This window comes from Leclercia sp. Colony189, assembly GCF_009740165.1.
GTDB lineage: Bacteria > Pseudomonadota > Gammaproteobacteria > Enterobacterales > Enterobacteriaceae > Enterobacter.
In genome coordinates this window covers 4,433,027-4,448,081 of record NZ_CP046557.1, presented here as the reverse complement: position 1 = coordinate 4,448,081, position 15,055 = coordinate 4,433,027, and the positions used below count along the sequence as shown (strand labels likewise).

At 57.4% G+C, this 15,055-nt stretch carries 15 protein-coding genes; 4 read left to right on the top strand and 11 right to left on the bottom strand.

Going from position 1 to position 15,055, the window contains the following annotated elements; translation table 11 throughout:
• Positions 1–112: 112 nt before the first annotated feature.
• Positions 113–688 (bottom strand): Fe-S biogenesis protein NfuA, encoded by a 576-nt coding sequence (gene nfuA / locus GNG29_RS21300; RefSeq protein WP_103177323.1) that lies wholly within the window; start codon positions 686–688, stop codon positions 113–115.
• Between the two features lie 58 nt (positions 689–746).
• Positions 747–1,430, bottom strand: a complete 684-nt coding sequence (gene gntX, locus GNG29_RS21295) for a DNA utilization protein GntX (protein WP_156655308.1) — start codon at positions 1,428–1,430, stop codon at positions 747–749.
• A gap of 36 nt (positions 1,431–1,466) precedes the next feature.
• Here gntX and bioH point away from each other — a divergent pair, with 36 nt between their 5' ends.
• Both bioH and GNG29_RS21285 read left to right on the top strand, forming a co-directional pair.
• Complete coding sequence (gene bioH / locus GNG29_RS21290) at positions 1,467–2,240, top strand: pimeloyl-ACP methyl ester esterase BioH (protein WP_156655307.1); 774 nt, start codon at positions 1,467–1,469, stop codon at positions 2,238–2,240.
• A 113-nt stretch (positions 2,241–2,353) separates the two neighbouring features.
• Positions 2,354–2,623, top strand: coding sequence for a YdgH/BhsA/McbA-like domain containing protein (locus tag GNG29_RS21285; RefSeq protein ID WP_103177320.1), 270 nt, complete (start codon positions 2,354–2,356; stop codon positions 2,621–2,623).
• Between the two features lie 40 nt (positions 2,624–2,663).
• Here GNG29_RS21285 and feoC read toward each other — a convergent pair whose 3' ends face one another.
• The 5 genes from feoC to greB all read right to left on the bottom strand — a co-directional run bounded on the left by feoC (position 2,664) and on the right by greB (position 8,690).
• Positions 2,664–2,900, bottom strand: a complete 237-nt coding sequence (gene feoC / locus GNG29_RS21280) for a [Fe-S]-dependent transcriptional repressor FeoC (RefSeq protein WP_103177319.1) — start codon at positions 2,898–2,900, stop codon at positions 2,664–2,666.
• 8 nt (positions 2,901–2,908) lie between these two features.
• A complete protein-coding gene (gene feoB, locus GNG29_RS21275) occupies positions 2,909–5,227 on the bottom strand; it encodes a Fe(2+) transporter permease subunit FeoB (RefSeq protein ID WP_156655306.1) in 2,319 nt (772 codons plus the stop codon).
• 30 nt (positions 5,228–5,257) lie between these two features.
• Positions 5,258–5,485: a ferrous iron transporter A gene (gene feoA, locus GNG29_RS21270; protein WP_103177317.1), complete on the bottom strand. Its 228-nt coding sequence runs from the start codon at positions 5,483–5,485 to the stop codon at positions 5,258–5,260.
• A 322-nt stretch (positions 5,486–5,807) separates the two neighbouring features.
• Positions 5,808–8,129 carry a Tex family protein gene (locus GNG29_RS21265; RefSeq protein ID WP_156655305.1) on the bottom strand — a complete coding sequence of 774 codons (2,322 nt, stop codon included), beginning with the start codon at positions 8,127–8,129 and terminating at the stop codon, positions 5,808–5,810.
• Positions 8,130–8,216: 87 nt separating this feature from the next.
• Positions 8,217–8,690: a transcription elongation factor GreB gene (gene greB / locus GNG29_RS21260; RefSeq protein WP_103177315.1), complete on the bottom strand. Its 474-nt coding sequence runs from the start codon at positions 8,688–8,690 to the stop codon at positions 8,217–8,219.
• 227 nt (positions 8,691–8,917) lie between these two features.
• Here greB and ompR point away from each other — a divergent pair, with 227 nt between their 5' ends.
• Positions 8,918–9,637, top strand: a complete 720-nt coding sequence (gene ompR, locus GNG29_RS21255) for a two-component system response regulator OmpR (protein ID WP_001157751.1) — start codon at positions 8,918–8,920, stop codon at positions 9,635–9,637.
• Entirely contained in the window at positions 9,634–10,995 is a 1,362-nt protein-coding gene (gene envZ / locus GNG29_RS21250; RefSeq protein WP_103177314.1) for a two-component system sensor histidine kinase EnvZ, read from the top strand. Before ompR ends, envZ begins: the two co-directional genes overlap by 4 nt.
• A 60-nt stretch (positions 10,996–11,055) precedes the next feature.
• Here the strand turns inward: envZ and pckA are convergent, their stop codons facing one another.
• The 4 genes from pckA to yrfG all read right to left on the bottom strand — a co-directional run bounded on the left by pckA (position 11,056) and on the right by yrfG (position 15,034).
• On the bottom strand, positions 11,056–12,675 hold the full coding sequence (gene pckA, locus GNG29_RS21245) for a phosphoenolpyruvate carboxykinase (ATP) (RefSeq protein WP_103177313.1): 1,620 nt from the start codon (positions 12,673–12,675) through the stop codon (positions 11,056–11,058).
• A gap of 375 nt (positions 12,676–13,050) precedes the next feature.
• Positions 13,051–13,929: an Hsp33 family molecular chaperone HslO gene (hslO, locus tag GNG29_RS21240; protein WP_103177312.1), complete on the bottom strand. Its 879-nt coding sequence runs from the start codon at positions 13,927–13,929 to the stop codon at positions 13,051–13,053.
• Between the two features lie 23 nt (positions 13,930–13,952).
• Positions 13,953–14,354: a ribosome-associated heat shock protein Hsp15 gene (hslR, locus tag GNG29_RS21235; protein ID WP_103177311.1), complete on the bottom strand. Its 402-nt coding sequence runs from the start codon at positions 14,352–14,354 to the stop codon at positions 13,953–13,955.
• Positions 14,351–15,034 (bottom strand): GMP/IMP nucleotidase, encoded by a 684-nt coding sequence (gene yrfG, locus GNG29_RS21230; protein ID WP_103177310.1) that lies wholly within the window; start codon positions 15,032–15,034, stop codon positions 14,351–14,353. Before yrfG ends, hslR begins: the two co-directional genes overlap by 4 nt.
• Between the last annotated feature and the right edge of the window lie 21 nt (positions 15,035–15,055).

Genomic DNA, 15,055 nt, shown 5'->3' with positions numbered 1-15,055 from the left:
CGCGGTCAAAATGTGAATTCTGAGACGCAGGTCATGTTATGAGGCAAGGGAAGAGGGGATGTGCGTTTGTAGGCCCGGTAAGCGTAGCGCCACCGGGCAAGCAAACGGGCAATCAGTAGTAAGAGTGTTCGCCGCGCTGGTGTTCGGTAAGATCGCGTACGCCTTTCAGCTCCGGGAACTCGTTCAGCAGCTGCTTCTCGATCCCCTCTTTCAGGGTGACGTCGACCATTGAACAGCCGTTACAGCCGCCGCCAAACTGCAGAATGGCGAAGCCTTCGTCGGTGATCTCCATCAGGGAAACACGACCGCCGTGGCCCGCCAGCTGCGGGTTGATCTGGGACTGCAGCAGATACTCCACGCGCTCCATCAGCGGAGCGTCATCGCCTACTTTACGCATTTTGGCGTTTGGCGCTTTCAGCGTTAACTGCGAGCCCAGCTGGTCGGTGACAAAATCGATTTCCGCATCTTCCAGATACGGGGCGCTCAGCTCATCGACATAGGCAGTGAGCTGCTCAAATTTCAGGGCGGTGTCAGTTGCTTCCACAGCATCCGGTGGGCAATAAGAGACGCCGCATTCTGCATTCGGGGTGCCAGGGTTGATCACGAAAACGCGGATCTGGGTCCCTTCTTCCTGATTTGCCAGCAGTTTGGCAAAGTGCGCTTGTGCAGCATCGGAAATACGGATCATAGAATTGGCCTAATAGTTGACTAAATTACCTGGGTATAATACGCCCAACCTGAGGGCGCTACAAGGTTCGACACAGACACCATACCTGAACCGACGCCGCGCCGCTTCGCAAAAGCAGGCGGGAGAGCTCCGCAACGGTAGCACCTGTTGTCACGACATCATCCACCAGAGCGATATGGCGCCCTGCCACCGGAAATTCAAGCGCAAAGGCGTGCCGCAGGTTGCGTTTACGCAGTCGCGCGCTGAGCCGATGCTGGGCCGGGGTCGCGCGGATGCGGCGAAGCGCGTCGGGAACATAGCGGCAGTTTAGCCAGCGGGCCAGCGGGCGACAGAGCAGGTCACTCTGGTTAAAACCGCGCCGCCAGTGCCGCCGGGACCAGAGCGGCACGCTGACCATCATATCGACACGCGGTAAACCGTGGCTGCGCCTGGCCCGCAACAGCGCCAACAGTAACAGCCTCGCCAGCGGCTGGGCCAGCTGGCTGCGGCGGGAAAATTTTAGCTGATGGACAAGCAGGCTCACCGGCGGCCTGTAACCGCACACCGCCACCAGTGCCTGCCACGGCGGCGGTTTACAGAGGCAGCGCCCACAGGGCAGGTGAGGGTGAATGGCCGGCAAGCCGCACCGGGGGCAACGGCTCCCCCGCGGGGCTATTCCCCTTTCACATACGGAACAGACTCCCCAATGGCCGAGGGTCAGCGGCATCCGGCATAGCCAGCACAAGCCGGGCACTGTTAGCATAGACAACCTCCTTGTGAAAAAAGAGAACAGTAATCGATGAACAACCTTTGGTGGCAGACCGTCGGGACAGGAAATTGTCATCTTGTGCTGCTGCACGGATGGGGGCTGAATGCCGAAGTATGGCGTTGCGTCAGTGAGGAACTGGCCTCGCATTTTACGCTGCACCTGGTGGATCTGCCGGGCTTTGGCCGCAGCCGGGATTTTGGCGCAATGACGCTTGAGGAGATGGCGGAGCAGGTGCTGGCTCAGGCTCCGGATCGGGCGATCTGGCTGGGCTGGAGCCTGGGCGGGCTGGTGGCGAGCCAGATTGCCCTGACGCACCCTGAGCGGGTGCATGCTCTGGTGACCGTCGCCTCTTCCCCCTGTTTTAGCGCCCAGGAGGAGTGGCCGGGGATCAAACCTGAGGTGCTGGCCGGCTTCCAGCAGCAGCTGAGCAATGACTTCCAGCGCACGGTGGAGCGCTTCCTCGCCCTGCAAACCATGGGCACAGAAACGGCGCGCCAGGATGCCCGCACGCTGAAAACCACGGTGCTGTCATTGCCGATGCCGGAGGTGGCGGTGCTGAATGGCGGGCTGGAGATCCTGAAAACGGTCGATCTCCGCGCGCCGCTGGCGACGCTTTCGCTGCCGCATCTGCGAATTTATGGCTATCTCGACGGGCTGGTGCCGCGCAAAATCGTGCCGCTGCTGGATGAGCAATGGCCGCAGAGTGAAGCCCTGATCATCGCTAAAGCGGCGCATGCGCCCTTTATCTCTCACTCCGACGAATTTTGCGCGGCGTTGATCGCCTTAAGTCGTCGTTTAAACTGATTATTTTTCATTTCAGCTGGAAAAAGTGACGTACCGCAACAATACTCAATATATCGTTGCGGTTATCCCGCGTTCGATAATCAAAATTACAATCATCTTTGGGAGTCATGACTATGAAACTTGTCACAGGTATTGTTGCTTCTCTGGTTATTGGATCACTCTCTTTCGGTGTTATGGCGGCGGAAGAGATCCAGAAAGACAAAGTGAAAGAGATGAATTTGACGAAAGTTGGCCATATCTCTACGTCTGACACCACCGCGCCAATGGATGCGCGAAAAGAGCTTTCACAGAAAGCTGATGAGATGGGCGGTAAGTACTTTGTCGTCACCAGCGCCAACAAAGATTCGAAAGACATCCGCGCGACCGCAGAAGTCTACAAATAATTGCACAAAGCCGGGCAGAGTTGCCCGGCTTTATTCACACTTAACGCAGCGCCCACCACTCCCTGAGGCAGGCTTTTCCTTCGGGGCAGCTTTTACAGCTGCCGGTTAAGCAGCCGTCGGCATCTTCCTGAATCCGCTTCGCTTTGCCCATCGCCTCAAGACGTTGCAGCATGGCCTCGATCATCGCCTGCGGGGTATGCAGCATCTGGCTAAGCTGGGTGGCCTCCATTCTTCCCTGTAGCGCCAGTAAATCACGTACTTCAATTAACGATGCCATGCCGCCTCCTAATGACAGTCGCTTACCGGACTTTCACAGCAGGCCGCCGCGGTTCTGCCTTTCGCCAGCAGATTAACGTCCACACGGCTGCGGGCCCGGCGTAACAGCCCGATCACCACCACGTTAAACAGTACCACTGCCAGGATGCAGACCAGGCTGTACTGCGGATGCTGAGTAAAATTGACCGTCTGGTAGTAGACCGTCGCCAGCGAGTAGGCGATGTTCAGCCCCCACAGCACCGAAAAGCCCATCCAGCCGCGGCTCGATTCGCGGGCGATGGCTCCCATGACCGAGATGCAGGGAATGTAGAGCAGAACGAAGATCAGGTAGCTGTAGGCCGCTGAGGCGCTGCCAAACTTCTCGCTCATCACGCCCATTGCGCCCGTCGCCATCTCGCCGTCGCCTTTGCTGGCTTCAATCGGGTTTGCAAGAACGCTCAGGCTGAAGGTCGCTTTCAGGCTCTGCCAGGTTTCATCCACGGCGCTGACCAGCTCGTCGCCGAGGTGGAAATCGGCCGGGTTAAACGCGGCTTCCTGAATATTCTCGGCGGTATAGAGGGTGTTAAGCGTACCCACCACCACCTCTTTCGCCATTGCGCCGGTGAACAGCCCGACGGTAGCCTGCCAGTTGTCTTCATGCACGCCAATGGGTTTGAACAGCGGGGTGATAACGCGGCTGACGGAGGCCAGGGCGGAGTCGTCAATGTTGTCTACCGCCTTGCCGTTCAGGGAGAAGCTGTTGAGCGCGCTGAGGAAGATGCTGACCACCACAATCACTTTGCCCGCCCGCAGCACAAAGCCTTTAAGCCGCTGCCAGGTCTGGATCAGCAGGCTTTTCAGGTGTGGAACGTGGTAGACCGGCAGCTCCATCACAAACGGGGTCGCCTCACCACGCATGATGGTGTGCTTGAGCATCAGACCGGTAAGGATCGCCATCACGATCCCCAGCACGTAGAGCGAGAAGACCGCCAGGGCCCCCTCCTGGCCAAAGAAGGCGGCGGCAAACACCGCGAAGATCGCCAGCCGTGCGCCGCAGGACATAAACGGCGCCATCATGATGGTCATCAGGCGCTCGCGGGGCGCATCCAGCGTGCGCGCCCCCATCACCGACGGCACGTTGCAGCCGAAGCCGACAATCAGCGGCACGAACGATTTGCCCGGCAGGCCAAGGGCCTGCATCAGACGATCCATCACGAAGGCGGCGCGGGCCATGTAGCCGGAGTCCTCCAGGAAAGAGAGGAACAGATACATCATGCCGATCTGCGGCACCAGCGGCAGGACGGTGTTGATCCCGCCGCCCAGCCCCTGAGCGAGGAAGATAGTCAGCCATTCCGGCAGATGCAGCGTATAACCCAGCCACTGAATGCCGTGAATAAAGAGGGCGACGGAGCCGACGTCAAACAGCGGCTGCAGCGCGCCGCCAATGTTGATGGCCAGCAGGAACATCACGTACATCACCAGCAGAAAGACCGGCAGACCGAGGAAACGGTTGAGGATGACCGTGTCCATCGCCTGGGTAAAACGGCTCGGCTCGGCGGTAAGGGCATTGCTGACCACGTCGCAAATGGCAGCGATGCTTTGATAGCGGGCATCGGCAATGTGCAGGGCAGGGTCGTCCAGCTCGTCATTCAGTCGCGCAAGGGAGGCATCCAGCTGGTGGGCGGCATCACCGGCATAGGCACGACTGTAGATATCGCCTTCCAGCATTTGCAGGCCGAGCCAGTGGCGCTGTCTGAACGGCATGCTGTGCGCCATTGCCTTTGCGAGGATCCCGGCTTCACGCAGCAGGGGCTGGGCATAGTGCACCAGCTCCACCTCAGCATTGCGGCTGTGGCGGTCAATGGCAAGCTTCAGGGCGTCGATACCGCGGGCGCGGGTTGAGACCAGCGGCACCACCGGGCAACCGAGACGGGCGGAAAGCGCGTCGACATCGATGCGGATCTGCTGTTTTTCCGCAATATCGAGCATGTTCAGCGCCACCACGCAGGGGATACCCAGCTCCAGAAGCTGCAACGTGAGGTAGAGGTTTCGCTCAAGGTTTGAGGCGTCCACCACATTGATCAGCAGGTCGGCGTCGCCGCTCAGAATATAGTGGCAGGCGATCTGCTCATCGAGCGAGGTCTGGGAGGAGATGGTGGTTAACGAGTAGGTGCCGGGCAGATCGACGAGGGTGACCTGATTGTCGGTGGTCGTAAACTGGCCCTCTTTACGCTCGACCGTGACGCCCGCCCAGTTACCGACGCGCTGACGGGCGCCGGTAAGCTGGTTAAATAACGTTGTCTTGCCGGAATTGGGGTTGCCAATTAAGCCAATGGTTAATTTTTTCATTTTTTCAGACTCGCTACGAGAGCTGGCGTTTTATTGTGACAGAGCTTCAACTTCTATTAAGGCGAGATCTTTCTTACGCAGAACCAGATTCACACGTCGGGTTTCGATATGGACCGGATCGCCCAGCGGGGCCACACGTACAACGTGGAATGAGGAGCCGGGAAGCATTCCTAAAGAGAGCAGCTTCTGGCGATAGGCCGGGCTGATTTCGCGGGTGAAGCCGGTGATCTTCCACGCGCTGTCTGGAGTAAATTGCATAGTGCCTACTTAACGGAAGGTTAAATAATCAACAGACACAATGGTAATGAGAATGGTTTCTATCATCAATATTAAATATGTGACGGAATGTGCATGGCGCTATTAATTTGCAGCCTGGTTGACCTTGCTCAATATTTACGGCGCTGAAGGGAAGAGATAAAAAGATTTATTGTTAACGGAGTGATAATTATCGGTTTAAATATGGATGTGCAATAGGTTACATATTGATAAAGAAATGAGTGAGTACATTTTAATGTAATTCGTGCGTTGGGCGACAAAACCGTAGGCCCGGTAAGCGAAGCGCCACCGGGCATTACGTAAGCTAGCGTTTCTTACCCATCGCCGCCGCCAGCGCATCCATCATCGCGCTGTTGCCGGCGGGTTGTGCTTCACGCCCGCGCGGTTTCGCCGCCGGACGCTGCTGACGTGCCTCGCTGTTACCGCCGCCACGACGGGCGTTGGTCTCGCCAGGCTGCTCGTCCAGACGCATGGTGAGGGCGATACGCTTGCGCTGCAGATCCACCTCCAGCACTTTCACTTTTACGATGTCGCCAGCTTTCACCACGGTATGTGGATCTTCCACGAACTTGTCGGCCAGGGAGGAGATATGCACCAGGCCATCCTGATGCACGCCGATATCCACAAACGCGCCAAAGTTGGTGACGTTAGTGACCGCGCCTTCCAGCACCATACCCGGCAGCAGGTCGTTCATCGTCTCGACGCCTTCCGCAAACTGCGCGGTTTTGAACTCCGGACGCGGGTCGCGGCCAGGTTTTTCCAGCTCTTTGATGATGTCGGTCACGGTCGGCACACCGAATTTCTCGTCGGTGAAGTCAACGGCTTTCAGGTTACGCAGCTCGCTGCTGTTGCCCATCAGCGTCTTCAGCGCCTGCTGGGTAGCGGCCAGAATGCGCTCGACCACCGGGTAGGCTTCCGGGTGAACGGTGGAGGCGTCCAGCGGGTTATCGCCGTGGTTGATGCGCAGGAAGCCCGCGCACTGCTCAAACGCTTTCGGCCCGAGACGGCTTACCTTCAGCAGCTGCTGGCGGTTCTGGAACTGACCGTTCTCATCACGCCAGGCGACGATGTTCTGCGCCATCATGCGGGTTAAGCCCGCCACGCGGGTCAGCAGGGGAACGGAGGCGGTATTCAGGTCAACGCCCACGGCGTTCACGCAGTCTTCCACCACCGCGTCCAGCTTACGCGCCAGCTGGGTCTGGCTGACGTCATGCTGGTACTGGCCCACGCCGATGGATTTCGGGTCGATCTTCACCAGCTCCGCCAGCGGATCCTGCAGGCGGCGGGCGATAGAGACCGCGCCGCGCAGGGAAACATCGAGATCCGGGAACTCCTGCGCAGCCAGTTCGGATGCCGAGTAGACCGAGGCCCCCGCTTCGCTGACAATCACCTTCTGGGCGGTCACTTTCGGGAACTGCTTTTGCAGATCGAGGAAGAAACGCTCGGTTTCGCGGGAGGCGGTGCCGTTACCGATCGCCACCAGCTCGACGTTGTGCTTTTCGCACAGCGCCGCAACCGCGACCGCAGCTTTTGCCGCCTGGCCGGTATGCGGATAAATGGTATCGGTGGCCACCAACTTGCCGGTGCCATCCACCACGGCGACCTTCACGCCGGTACGCAGACCCGGATCGAGGCCCATGGTGGCGCGCAGGCCGGCAGGGGCCGCCATCAGCAGGTCGTGCAGGTTACGGGCAAAGACGTTGATCGCTTCGTCCTCGGCGCGCTCGCGCACGGTGCCCATCAGTTCGGTTTCGAGATGCATCAGCACCTTGATACGCCAGGTCCAGCTCACCACCCCTTTGCGCCAGCTGTCTGCCGGGGCGTTGTTCAGGCGCAGACCGAGATGATCGGTGATGATCTGCTCGCCGTGGCTCTCTTTCGGCGGCTCGTCGAACTGCGGGTCGGCGTTCAGGGAGAGCTGCAAAATGCCCTCGTTGCGACCGCGGAACATCGCCAGCGCACGGTGAGAGGGCACGGTTGAAATCGGTTCATGGTGATCGAAGTAGTCGCGGAACTTCGCCCCTTCTTCCTCTTTGCCGCTGACCATGGTGGAGACGATATGGGCATTCTTCCACAGATAATCACGCACTTTTGCCAGCAGGGCTGCATCTTCGGCGAAGCGCTCCATCAGGATGTAGCGAGCGCCATCAAGGGCGGCTTTGGTGTCGGCCACGCCTTTATCGGCATCGATAAATTTCGCGGCTTCGGTTTCCGGGTCGTGTGCGGGTTCGTTCCACAGCAGATCGGCCAGCGGCTCCAGGCCGGCTTCGATGGCAATCTGCCCGCGGGTACGGCGCTTGGGTTTATAGGGAAGATAGAGGTCTTCCAGCTCGGTTTTGCTCAGGGTGCCATTAATGGCTTTTTCCAGATCGCTGGTCAGCTTGCCCTGTTCGCCGATGGATTTCAGAATCGCCTGGCGCCTCTCTTCCAGCTCACGGAGATAGCCAAGGCGGGTCTCCAGGTTACGCAGCTGCGTATCATCCAGACCGCCGGTGACTTCCTTACGATAACGTGCAATAAACGGCACGGTGTTCCCTTCATCAAGCAGGCGAACGGCAGCTTCTACCTGTTCAGCCCTTGCCTGAAGTTCACCCGCAATAATGCGGCAGAGCGAATCTTTCATCATGGCTATTTCATCTTGTGGGTCAAAAAATCAGGGGATAGTTATACGGACTGGCACAGCAAAATGCCAGTCGCGGGGGGCGCTCCAGGACTATTTTACGTACTCAATTTCATTTACATACCAGCTGGCTTCTCCCGCCGGGGTCTGGACGATAGCCAGATCGCCCACCTCTTTTTTCAGCAGCGCGCGGGCCATTGGCGAATCGATGGAGATGTAATCCTTACGACCAAAAATTTCATCGTAACCGACGATACGAAAGCGCTTGAGATCGCCATCGTCGTTTTCAATTTCGACCCATGCGCCGAAGAAGACTTTGCCCTCCTGCTGCGGGGAATAGTCGACGATTTTCAGGTTCTCAAGGCATTTGGTCAGATAACGCACCCGGCGGTCGATTTCGCGCAGCCGCTTTTTGTTGTACTGGTAGTCGGCATTCTCACTGCGATCGCCGAGACTTGCTGCCCAGGTCACTTTTTTCGTCACTTCCGGGCGCTCTTCCCGCCACAGGGTGTCCAGCTCTTTCTTCAGGTTTTCATACCCTTCGCGGGTGATCAGGGGCGTTTTCATTCTTTTGCCTTACGACGAGGTTGCTTACCTTGCGCACATTACGTATCACTTATCTTAACAGACAGGATTAATAATGAGTTATGTGATGGAATGTATATATAAGCTGCTGTTAAATATGCTTTGTAACAATTTCGACTAGAATTTATACCAGAATTAGCTGGTCGTAGACGCGCACTTTTTTAGAATACGCATCTGCAAGATTATCCGAACCTTTGGGAGTACTGACAATGCAAGAGAATTATAAGATTCTGGTGGTGGATGACGACATGCGCCTGCGTGCGCTCCTTGAGCGTTATCTGACCGAGCAGGGCTTCCAGGTTCGTAGCGTGGCTAACGCCGAACAGATGGATCGCCTGCTGACCCGCGAATCCTTCCACCTGATGGTGCTGGATCTGATGCTGCCGGGCGAAGATGGCCTCTCTATCTGCCGCCGTCTGCGCAGCCAAAGCAACCCAATGCCGATCATTATGGTGACGGCGAAAGGGGAAGAGGTTGACCGTATCGTGGGGCTGGAAATTGGCGCCGACGACTACATTCCAAAACCGTTTAACCCGCGTGAGCTGCTGGCGCGTATCCGTGCCGTACTGCGCCGTCAGGCGAACGAACTGCCTGGCGCACCGTCGCAGGAAGAGGCGGTAATCGCCTTCGGTAAGTTCAAGCTGAATCTCGGCACCCGCGAGATGTTCCGCGAAGATGAGCCGATGCCGCTCACCAGCGGTGAGTTCGCGGTGCTGAAAGCGCTGGTCAGCCACCCGCGCGAGCCGCTGTCGCGCGATAAGCTGATGAATCTGGCCCGTGGCCGTGAGTACTCCGCGATGGAGCGTTCCATCGACGTACAGATCTCCCGCCTGCGCCGCATGGTGGAAGAGGATCCGGCGCATCCGCGCTATATCCAGACCGTCTGGGGTCTGGGCTACGTGTTTGTCCCGGACGGCTCTAAAGCATGAGGCGAATGCGTTTTTCGCCGCGAAGCTCGTTTGCCCGCACCCTGTTACTGATCGTCACCCTGCTGTTTGTCAGCCTGGTGACGACCTATCTGGTGGTGCTGAACTTTGCGATCCTACCGAGCCTTCAGCAGTTTAATAAGGTCCTGGCCTACGAAGTGCGTATGCTGATGACCGATAAACTGCAGCTGGAAGATGGCACGCAGCTGGTGGTTCCCCCTGCGTTTCGCCGTGAAATCTACCGTGAGCTGGGGATATCGCTCTACTCTAACGAAGCGGCGGAAGACGCAGGTCTGCGCTGGGCGCAACATTATGAATTTTTAAGCCAGCAGATGGCGCAGCAGCTGGGCGGCCCAACGGAAGTACGCGTTGAGGTCAACAAAAGCTCGCCGGTGGTCTGGCTAAAAACCTGGCTCTCACCCAACATCTGGGTACGCGTGCCCCTCACCGAAATCCATCAGGGCGACTTCTCGCCGCTGTTCCGCTACACCCTGGCGATCATGCTGCTGGCGATAGGCGGCGCGTGGCTGTTTATCCGCATCCAGAACCGACCTCTGGTCGACCTGGAGCATGCGGCGCTCCAGGTCGGTAAAGGGATTATTCCTCCTCCGCTGCGCGAATATGGTGCGTCGGAAGTGCGTTCCGTTACCCGCGCGTTCAACCATATGGCGGCGGGGGTGAAACAACTGGCCGATGACCGTACCCTGCTGATGGCTGGCGTCAGCCATGACCTGCGCACCCCGTTAACGCGTATCCGTCTGGCGACCGAAATGATGGGCGAGGAAGATGGCTACCTGGCGGAGTCCATCAACAAGGACATCGAAGAGTGCAACGCCATTATCGAGCAGTTCATCGACTACCTGCGCACCGGGCAGGAGATGCCGATGGAGATGGCGGATCTGAACGCGGTGCTGGGTGAAGTGGTGGCGGCCGAAAGCGGCTACGAGCGTGAGATCGAAACCGATCTGCAGCCGGGCGATATCACCGTGCGGATGCACCCGCTCTCCATTAAGCGCGCCGTGGCGAATATGGTGGTCAATGCCGCCCGGTACGGCAACGGCTGGATCAAGGTCAGCAGCGGCTCCGAGCTGAGCCGCGCCTGGTTCCAGGTGGAAGATGACGGCCCGGGGATCAAACCGGAGCAGCGTAAACACCTGTTCCAGCCGTTTGTGCGCGGCGACAGCGCGCGCAGCACCAGCGGCACCGGTTTAGGTCTGGCGATTGTGCAGCGTATTGTGGATAACCATAACGGTCTGCTGGAGATTGGCACCAGCGAACGGGGTGGGTTGAGTATCCGCGCCTGGCTGCCGGTTCCATTTCCGCGCGGGGCAGGCGAAAGAGAGTTAACAGCAAAACGGTAACCCGCAGGTTACCGTTTTTATGGGCATGCCGGGTAAGCGCAGCGCTACCCGGCACAATTTTTACAGCTTCGGACCCGCACTCACCAACGCCGCACCCGCTGGCGTATCGGTGTACTTCTCAAAGTTTTGCACAAACAGCTTCGCAAGCGTGGTGGCTTTTTCCTGCCACTGCTCCGGCGACGCGTAGGTGTTGCGTGGGTCGAGGATATGGCTGTCCACGCCCGGCAGTTCGGTCGGGATTGCCAGATCGAACATCGGCAGGGTGAAGGTTTCCGCATCATCCAGCGAACCATTCAGAATGGCGTCGATAATAGCGCGGGTATCTTTGATGGAGATACGTTTGCCAGTGCCGTTCCAGCCGGTGTTGACCAGATACGCCTGGGCACCCGAGGCCTGCATGCGTTTTACCAGCACTTCGGCGTACTGCGTCGGGTGCAGCGACAGGAAGGCTGCGCCAAAGCAGGCGGAGAAGGTAGGCGTCGGCTCAGTCACACCCCGTTCGGTACCGGCCAGCTTGGCGGTAAACCCGGAGAGGAAGTGATACTGCGTCTGGCTGGCGGTAAGGCGTGAAACCGGCGGCAGCACACCAAACGCGTCGGCGGTGAGAAAGATCACCTTGGTCGCGTGGCCCGCTTTTGAAACAGGCTTAACGATATTGTCGATGTGGTAGATAGGGTAGCTGACGCGGGTGTTTTCCGTTTTTGACGCATCGTCAAAATCGACCGTGCCGTCAGCACGTACCGTCACGTTCTCCAGCAGCGCATCACGGCGGATCGCCTGGAAGATATCCGGCTCCGCTTCAGCCGACAGACGAATGGTCTTGGCGTAACAGCCGCCTTCGAAGTTAAACACGCCGTCGTCATCCCAGCCGTGCTCGTCATCGCCAATCAGGCGGCGTTTCGGATCGGTGGAGAGAGTAGTTTTACCGGTGCCGGAGAGGCCAAAGAAGACCGCCACGTCGCCTTTCTCGCCCACGTTCGCCGAGCAGTGCATGGAGGCAATACCTTTTAACGGCAGCAGGTAGTTCATCACCGAGAACATCCCTTTCTTCATTTCGCCGCCGTACCAGGTGCCGCCGATAAGCTGGATACGCTCCGTCAGGTTAAAGGCGACAAAGTTTTCCGAGTTCAGCCCCTGCTCTTTCCACTGCGGGTTGGTGCATTTCGCACCGTTCATCACCACAAAGTCAGGCTCGAAGCTCTGTAACTCTTCCTCGGTCGGGCGAATGAACATGTTCTTCACGAAATGGGCCTGCCAGGCGACTTCAGTGATAAAACGAACGGAAAGACGGGTATCGGCGTTGGCACCGCAGTAAGCGTCGATAATGAACAGACGTTTACCGGAAAGTTGTTGGGTGACGAGGGATTTCAGATGCTGCCAGATTTCAGGGGAGATCGCTTTGTTGTCGTTCTTCCCTTTGCCGTGATCGGCCCACCACAGGGTGTCGCGGGTGGTGTCGTCACGAACAATGTACTTATCTTTCGGCGAACGGCCGGTAAAAATACCGGTGTCGACAGCGATAGCGCCGGTCGTCGTCAATATACCGCGCTCGTATCCTTCGAGTGCTGGATTGAGCTCTTCCTGATAAAGCGTATCGTAATCAGGGTTATAGACGATATCGCGAGCGTCGTTGATACCATAAGCCTTGAGATCTTGCGGGGTTAAACCATTAACACGCATATCACTGCTCCTTAGCCAATTTATACTGCCTGAAATTGTAGGGGTTTTCTTCGAATGTTAACCGCGACCGGGCTCATAGATTTGCGTATCTGGACAAAAACCCTTTATGACGGAAAACGCTGTGACTCCTGTCACTTTGCGGTGCAGATTATGGCAGGAATCACTTTTCGGTTGGGGAAAATGTTCCGAAAAGGTTAATGAGCGATAAATTAAACTACGAGAATGTGAATGTAAGCGCATACATGAAAGAAAATTACGAAAGTCTTACATCACTGATAACGATTCAGCAGATTGGGGTAAATAGTGAATGAAATTAATGAGTAGAGGAGGGGGAAAGGTTAACTGCCCCCTCAAGAGGGCAGTTAACGGCAGGACTTAGTGCAGCTGCGGATCGGCCGGGGAGGCGTTGTTGCGGATCTCGGCAATGTCCATTGCGTTAAAGACGTAATGAGAGCCGCAGTAATCGCAGTTCATGTCGATTTCGCCATCTTCTGCCAGGATGCTGTCAATCTCTTCATCCGGCAATGTTTTCAGCGCACCCGCGCAGCGTTCACGGGAACAGGTGCACTTGAACTCGACATCCTGCGGATCGTAGAGCGTCACCTCTTCTTCGTGATACAGGCGCCACAGTACTTCGTTCGCCGGTAAGGTGAACAGCTCTTCGGCTTTGATGGTTTCGGTCAGGGTGGCCAGGTGATCGAAATCATCTGCCTGCGCGTTCTGGGCTGGCAGTACCTGGAGCAGCATCCCGCCGGCACACGGCTGGCCGTCGACTTCGCCGGTACGGATAAACAGGCGCGTCGGCAGCTGTTCGGAGCGCAGGAAGTAGTCTTCCAGGCAGGCTGCCAGCGTATCGCCTTCCAGACCGACGACCCCCTGATAGCGCTCGCCCTCTTCCGGGGAGATGGTGATCACCAGGTAGCCATTGCCCACCAGCGTTTTCAGGTCTGCGTTTTCAGGGATATCGCCCTGTACGCGCGCCACGCCGCGCATCTGCTGCTGGTTGTTGCCGTTGATCACCGCCAGGCTCATCGGGCCATCACCCTGCAGCTGCACGGTGATGTCACCGGCAAATTTCAGGGTCGCAGTCAGCAGGCTGGTCGCGACCAGCAGCTCGCCCAGCACGGTTTTCACCGGCAGCGGGTAGTTGTGGTTTTCCAGGATCTGTTTCCAGGTTTCGGATACGGTAACCAGCTCGCCGCGAACGGCAAATTGTTCAAACAGATAGCGGTGTAATTGGTCGTGTTGGGCCATAGTCATCTCTCGTTCAGCAAGAATCACTCATTCTCGCCATTTTTAAATTTAATCAGATCGCGACGTTCTTTCTTGTCAGGGCGTCTGTCGGGATGCGGCATGGTCAGGGCATTCAGCTTTCGCGCCTGCGCCATCTTTTCGCGCTTCTCCACGCTTTCTGCCGTCTCTTCGTACAGGGTGCTGGCTTCCACTGCCGGGCGACGTTGTTCGGTTACGTTCTTCACGATCACCGTCCGCTCGTCGTTGCCCTGACGCAGGGTCAGGGTGGCGTTCAGCTCCACGAGCTTGCTCGGCTTGCTGCGCTGCCCGTTGTAATGCACCTTGCCGCCTTCAATCATTTCGCGGGCGAGAGCGCGCGTTTTGTAAAAGCGGGCAGCCCATAACCATTTATCCAGTCTTACCCCTTCAGAGGGTTTCTCTTTCATGGCGTCTCCTTCACGGTGAGTGAGGGGATCATCCGGCGATAGTCGTTCATCCCCGGATGTCGCAGATAGCTTTTTTCAGCCAGGCCAGAATCAGGATTGGTCACGCCAAGGCAATAACGAATGCCAAATTTTGCCGCCGCATCCAGAATGGGTTCGCTGTCATCAATGAACAACGTTCTTTCTGGCTGCAGGCCGGTCTCTTCTGCCACCGCCTGCCACAATCGCTGATCCTCTTTCGGATAACCAAATGTGTGGGTGGAAAGTAATAAATCAAGGTGTGAACCCAGCCCGGTATGTTCCAGCTTCACCGCCAGATTATGCGGGTGCGCGTTGGTCAGCAAAATGCGCCGCTTGCCGCTGGCTTTGAGTGCCTCCAGAAAGGGGACGGTATCTTCACGCAAAACGGCGCGCGGGCCCTGAGCAGTGGTCATGGCACAAATATCCAGACCAAGGCGTTCGCTCCAGTAGTCCAGACAGTACCAGTTTAGCGTATGTTGTACGGCGGTATATTGCTGGCGTATGAATTCCTGCGCCTCCAGCGGGGTGATCCCTTGCTGCTCGCCGTAGGTTTCCGGCACCAGTTTTTGCCAGAAGTAGTTATCAAACGCGAGGTCCAGCAGCGTGCCGTCCATATCCAGCAGAACGGTATCAACGTCCTGCCAGGCGATATCAAGATGCATAGGGAATACTCCAGCCAGAAG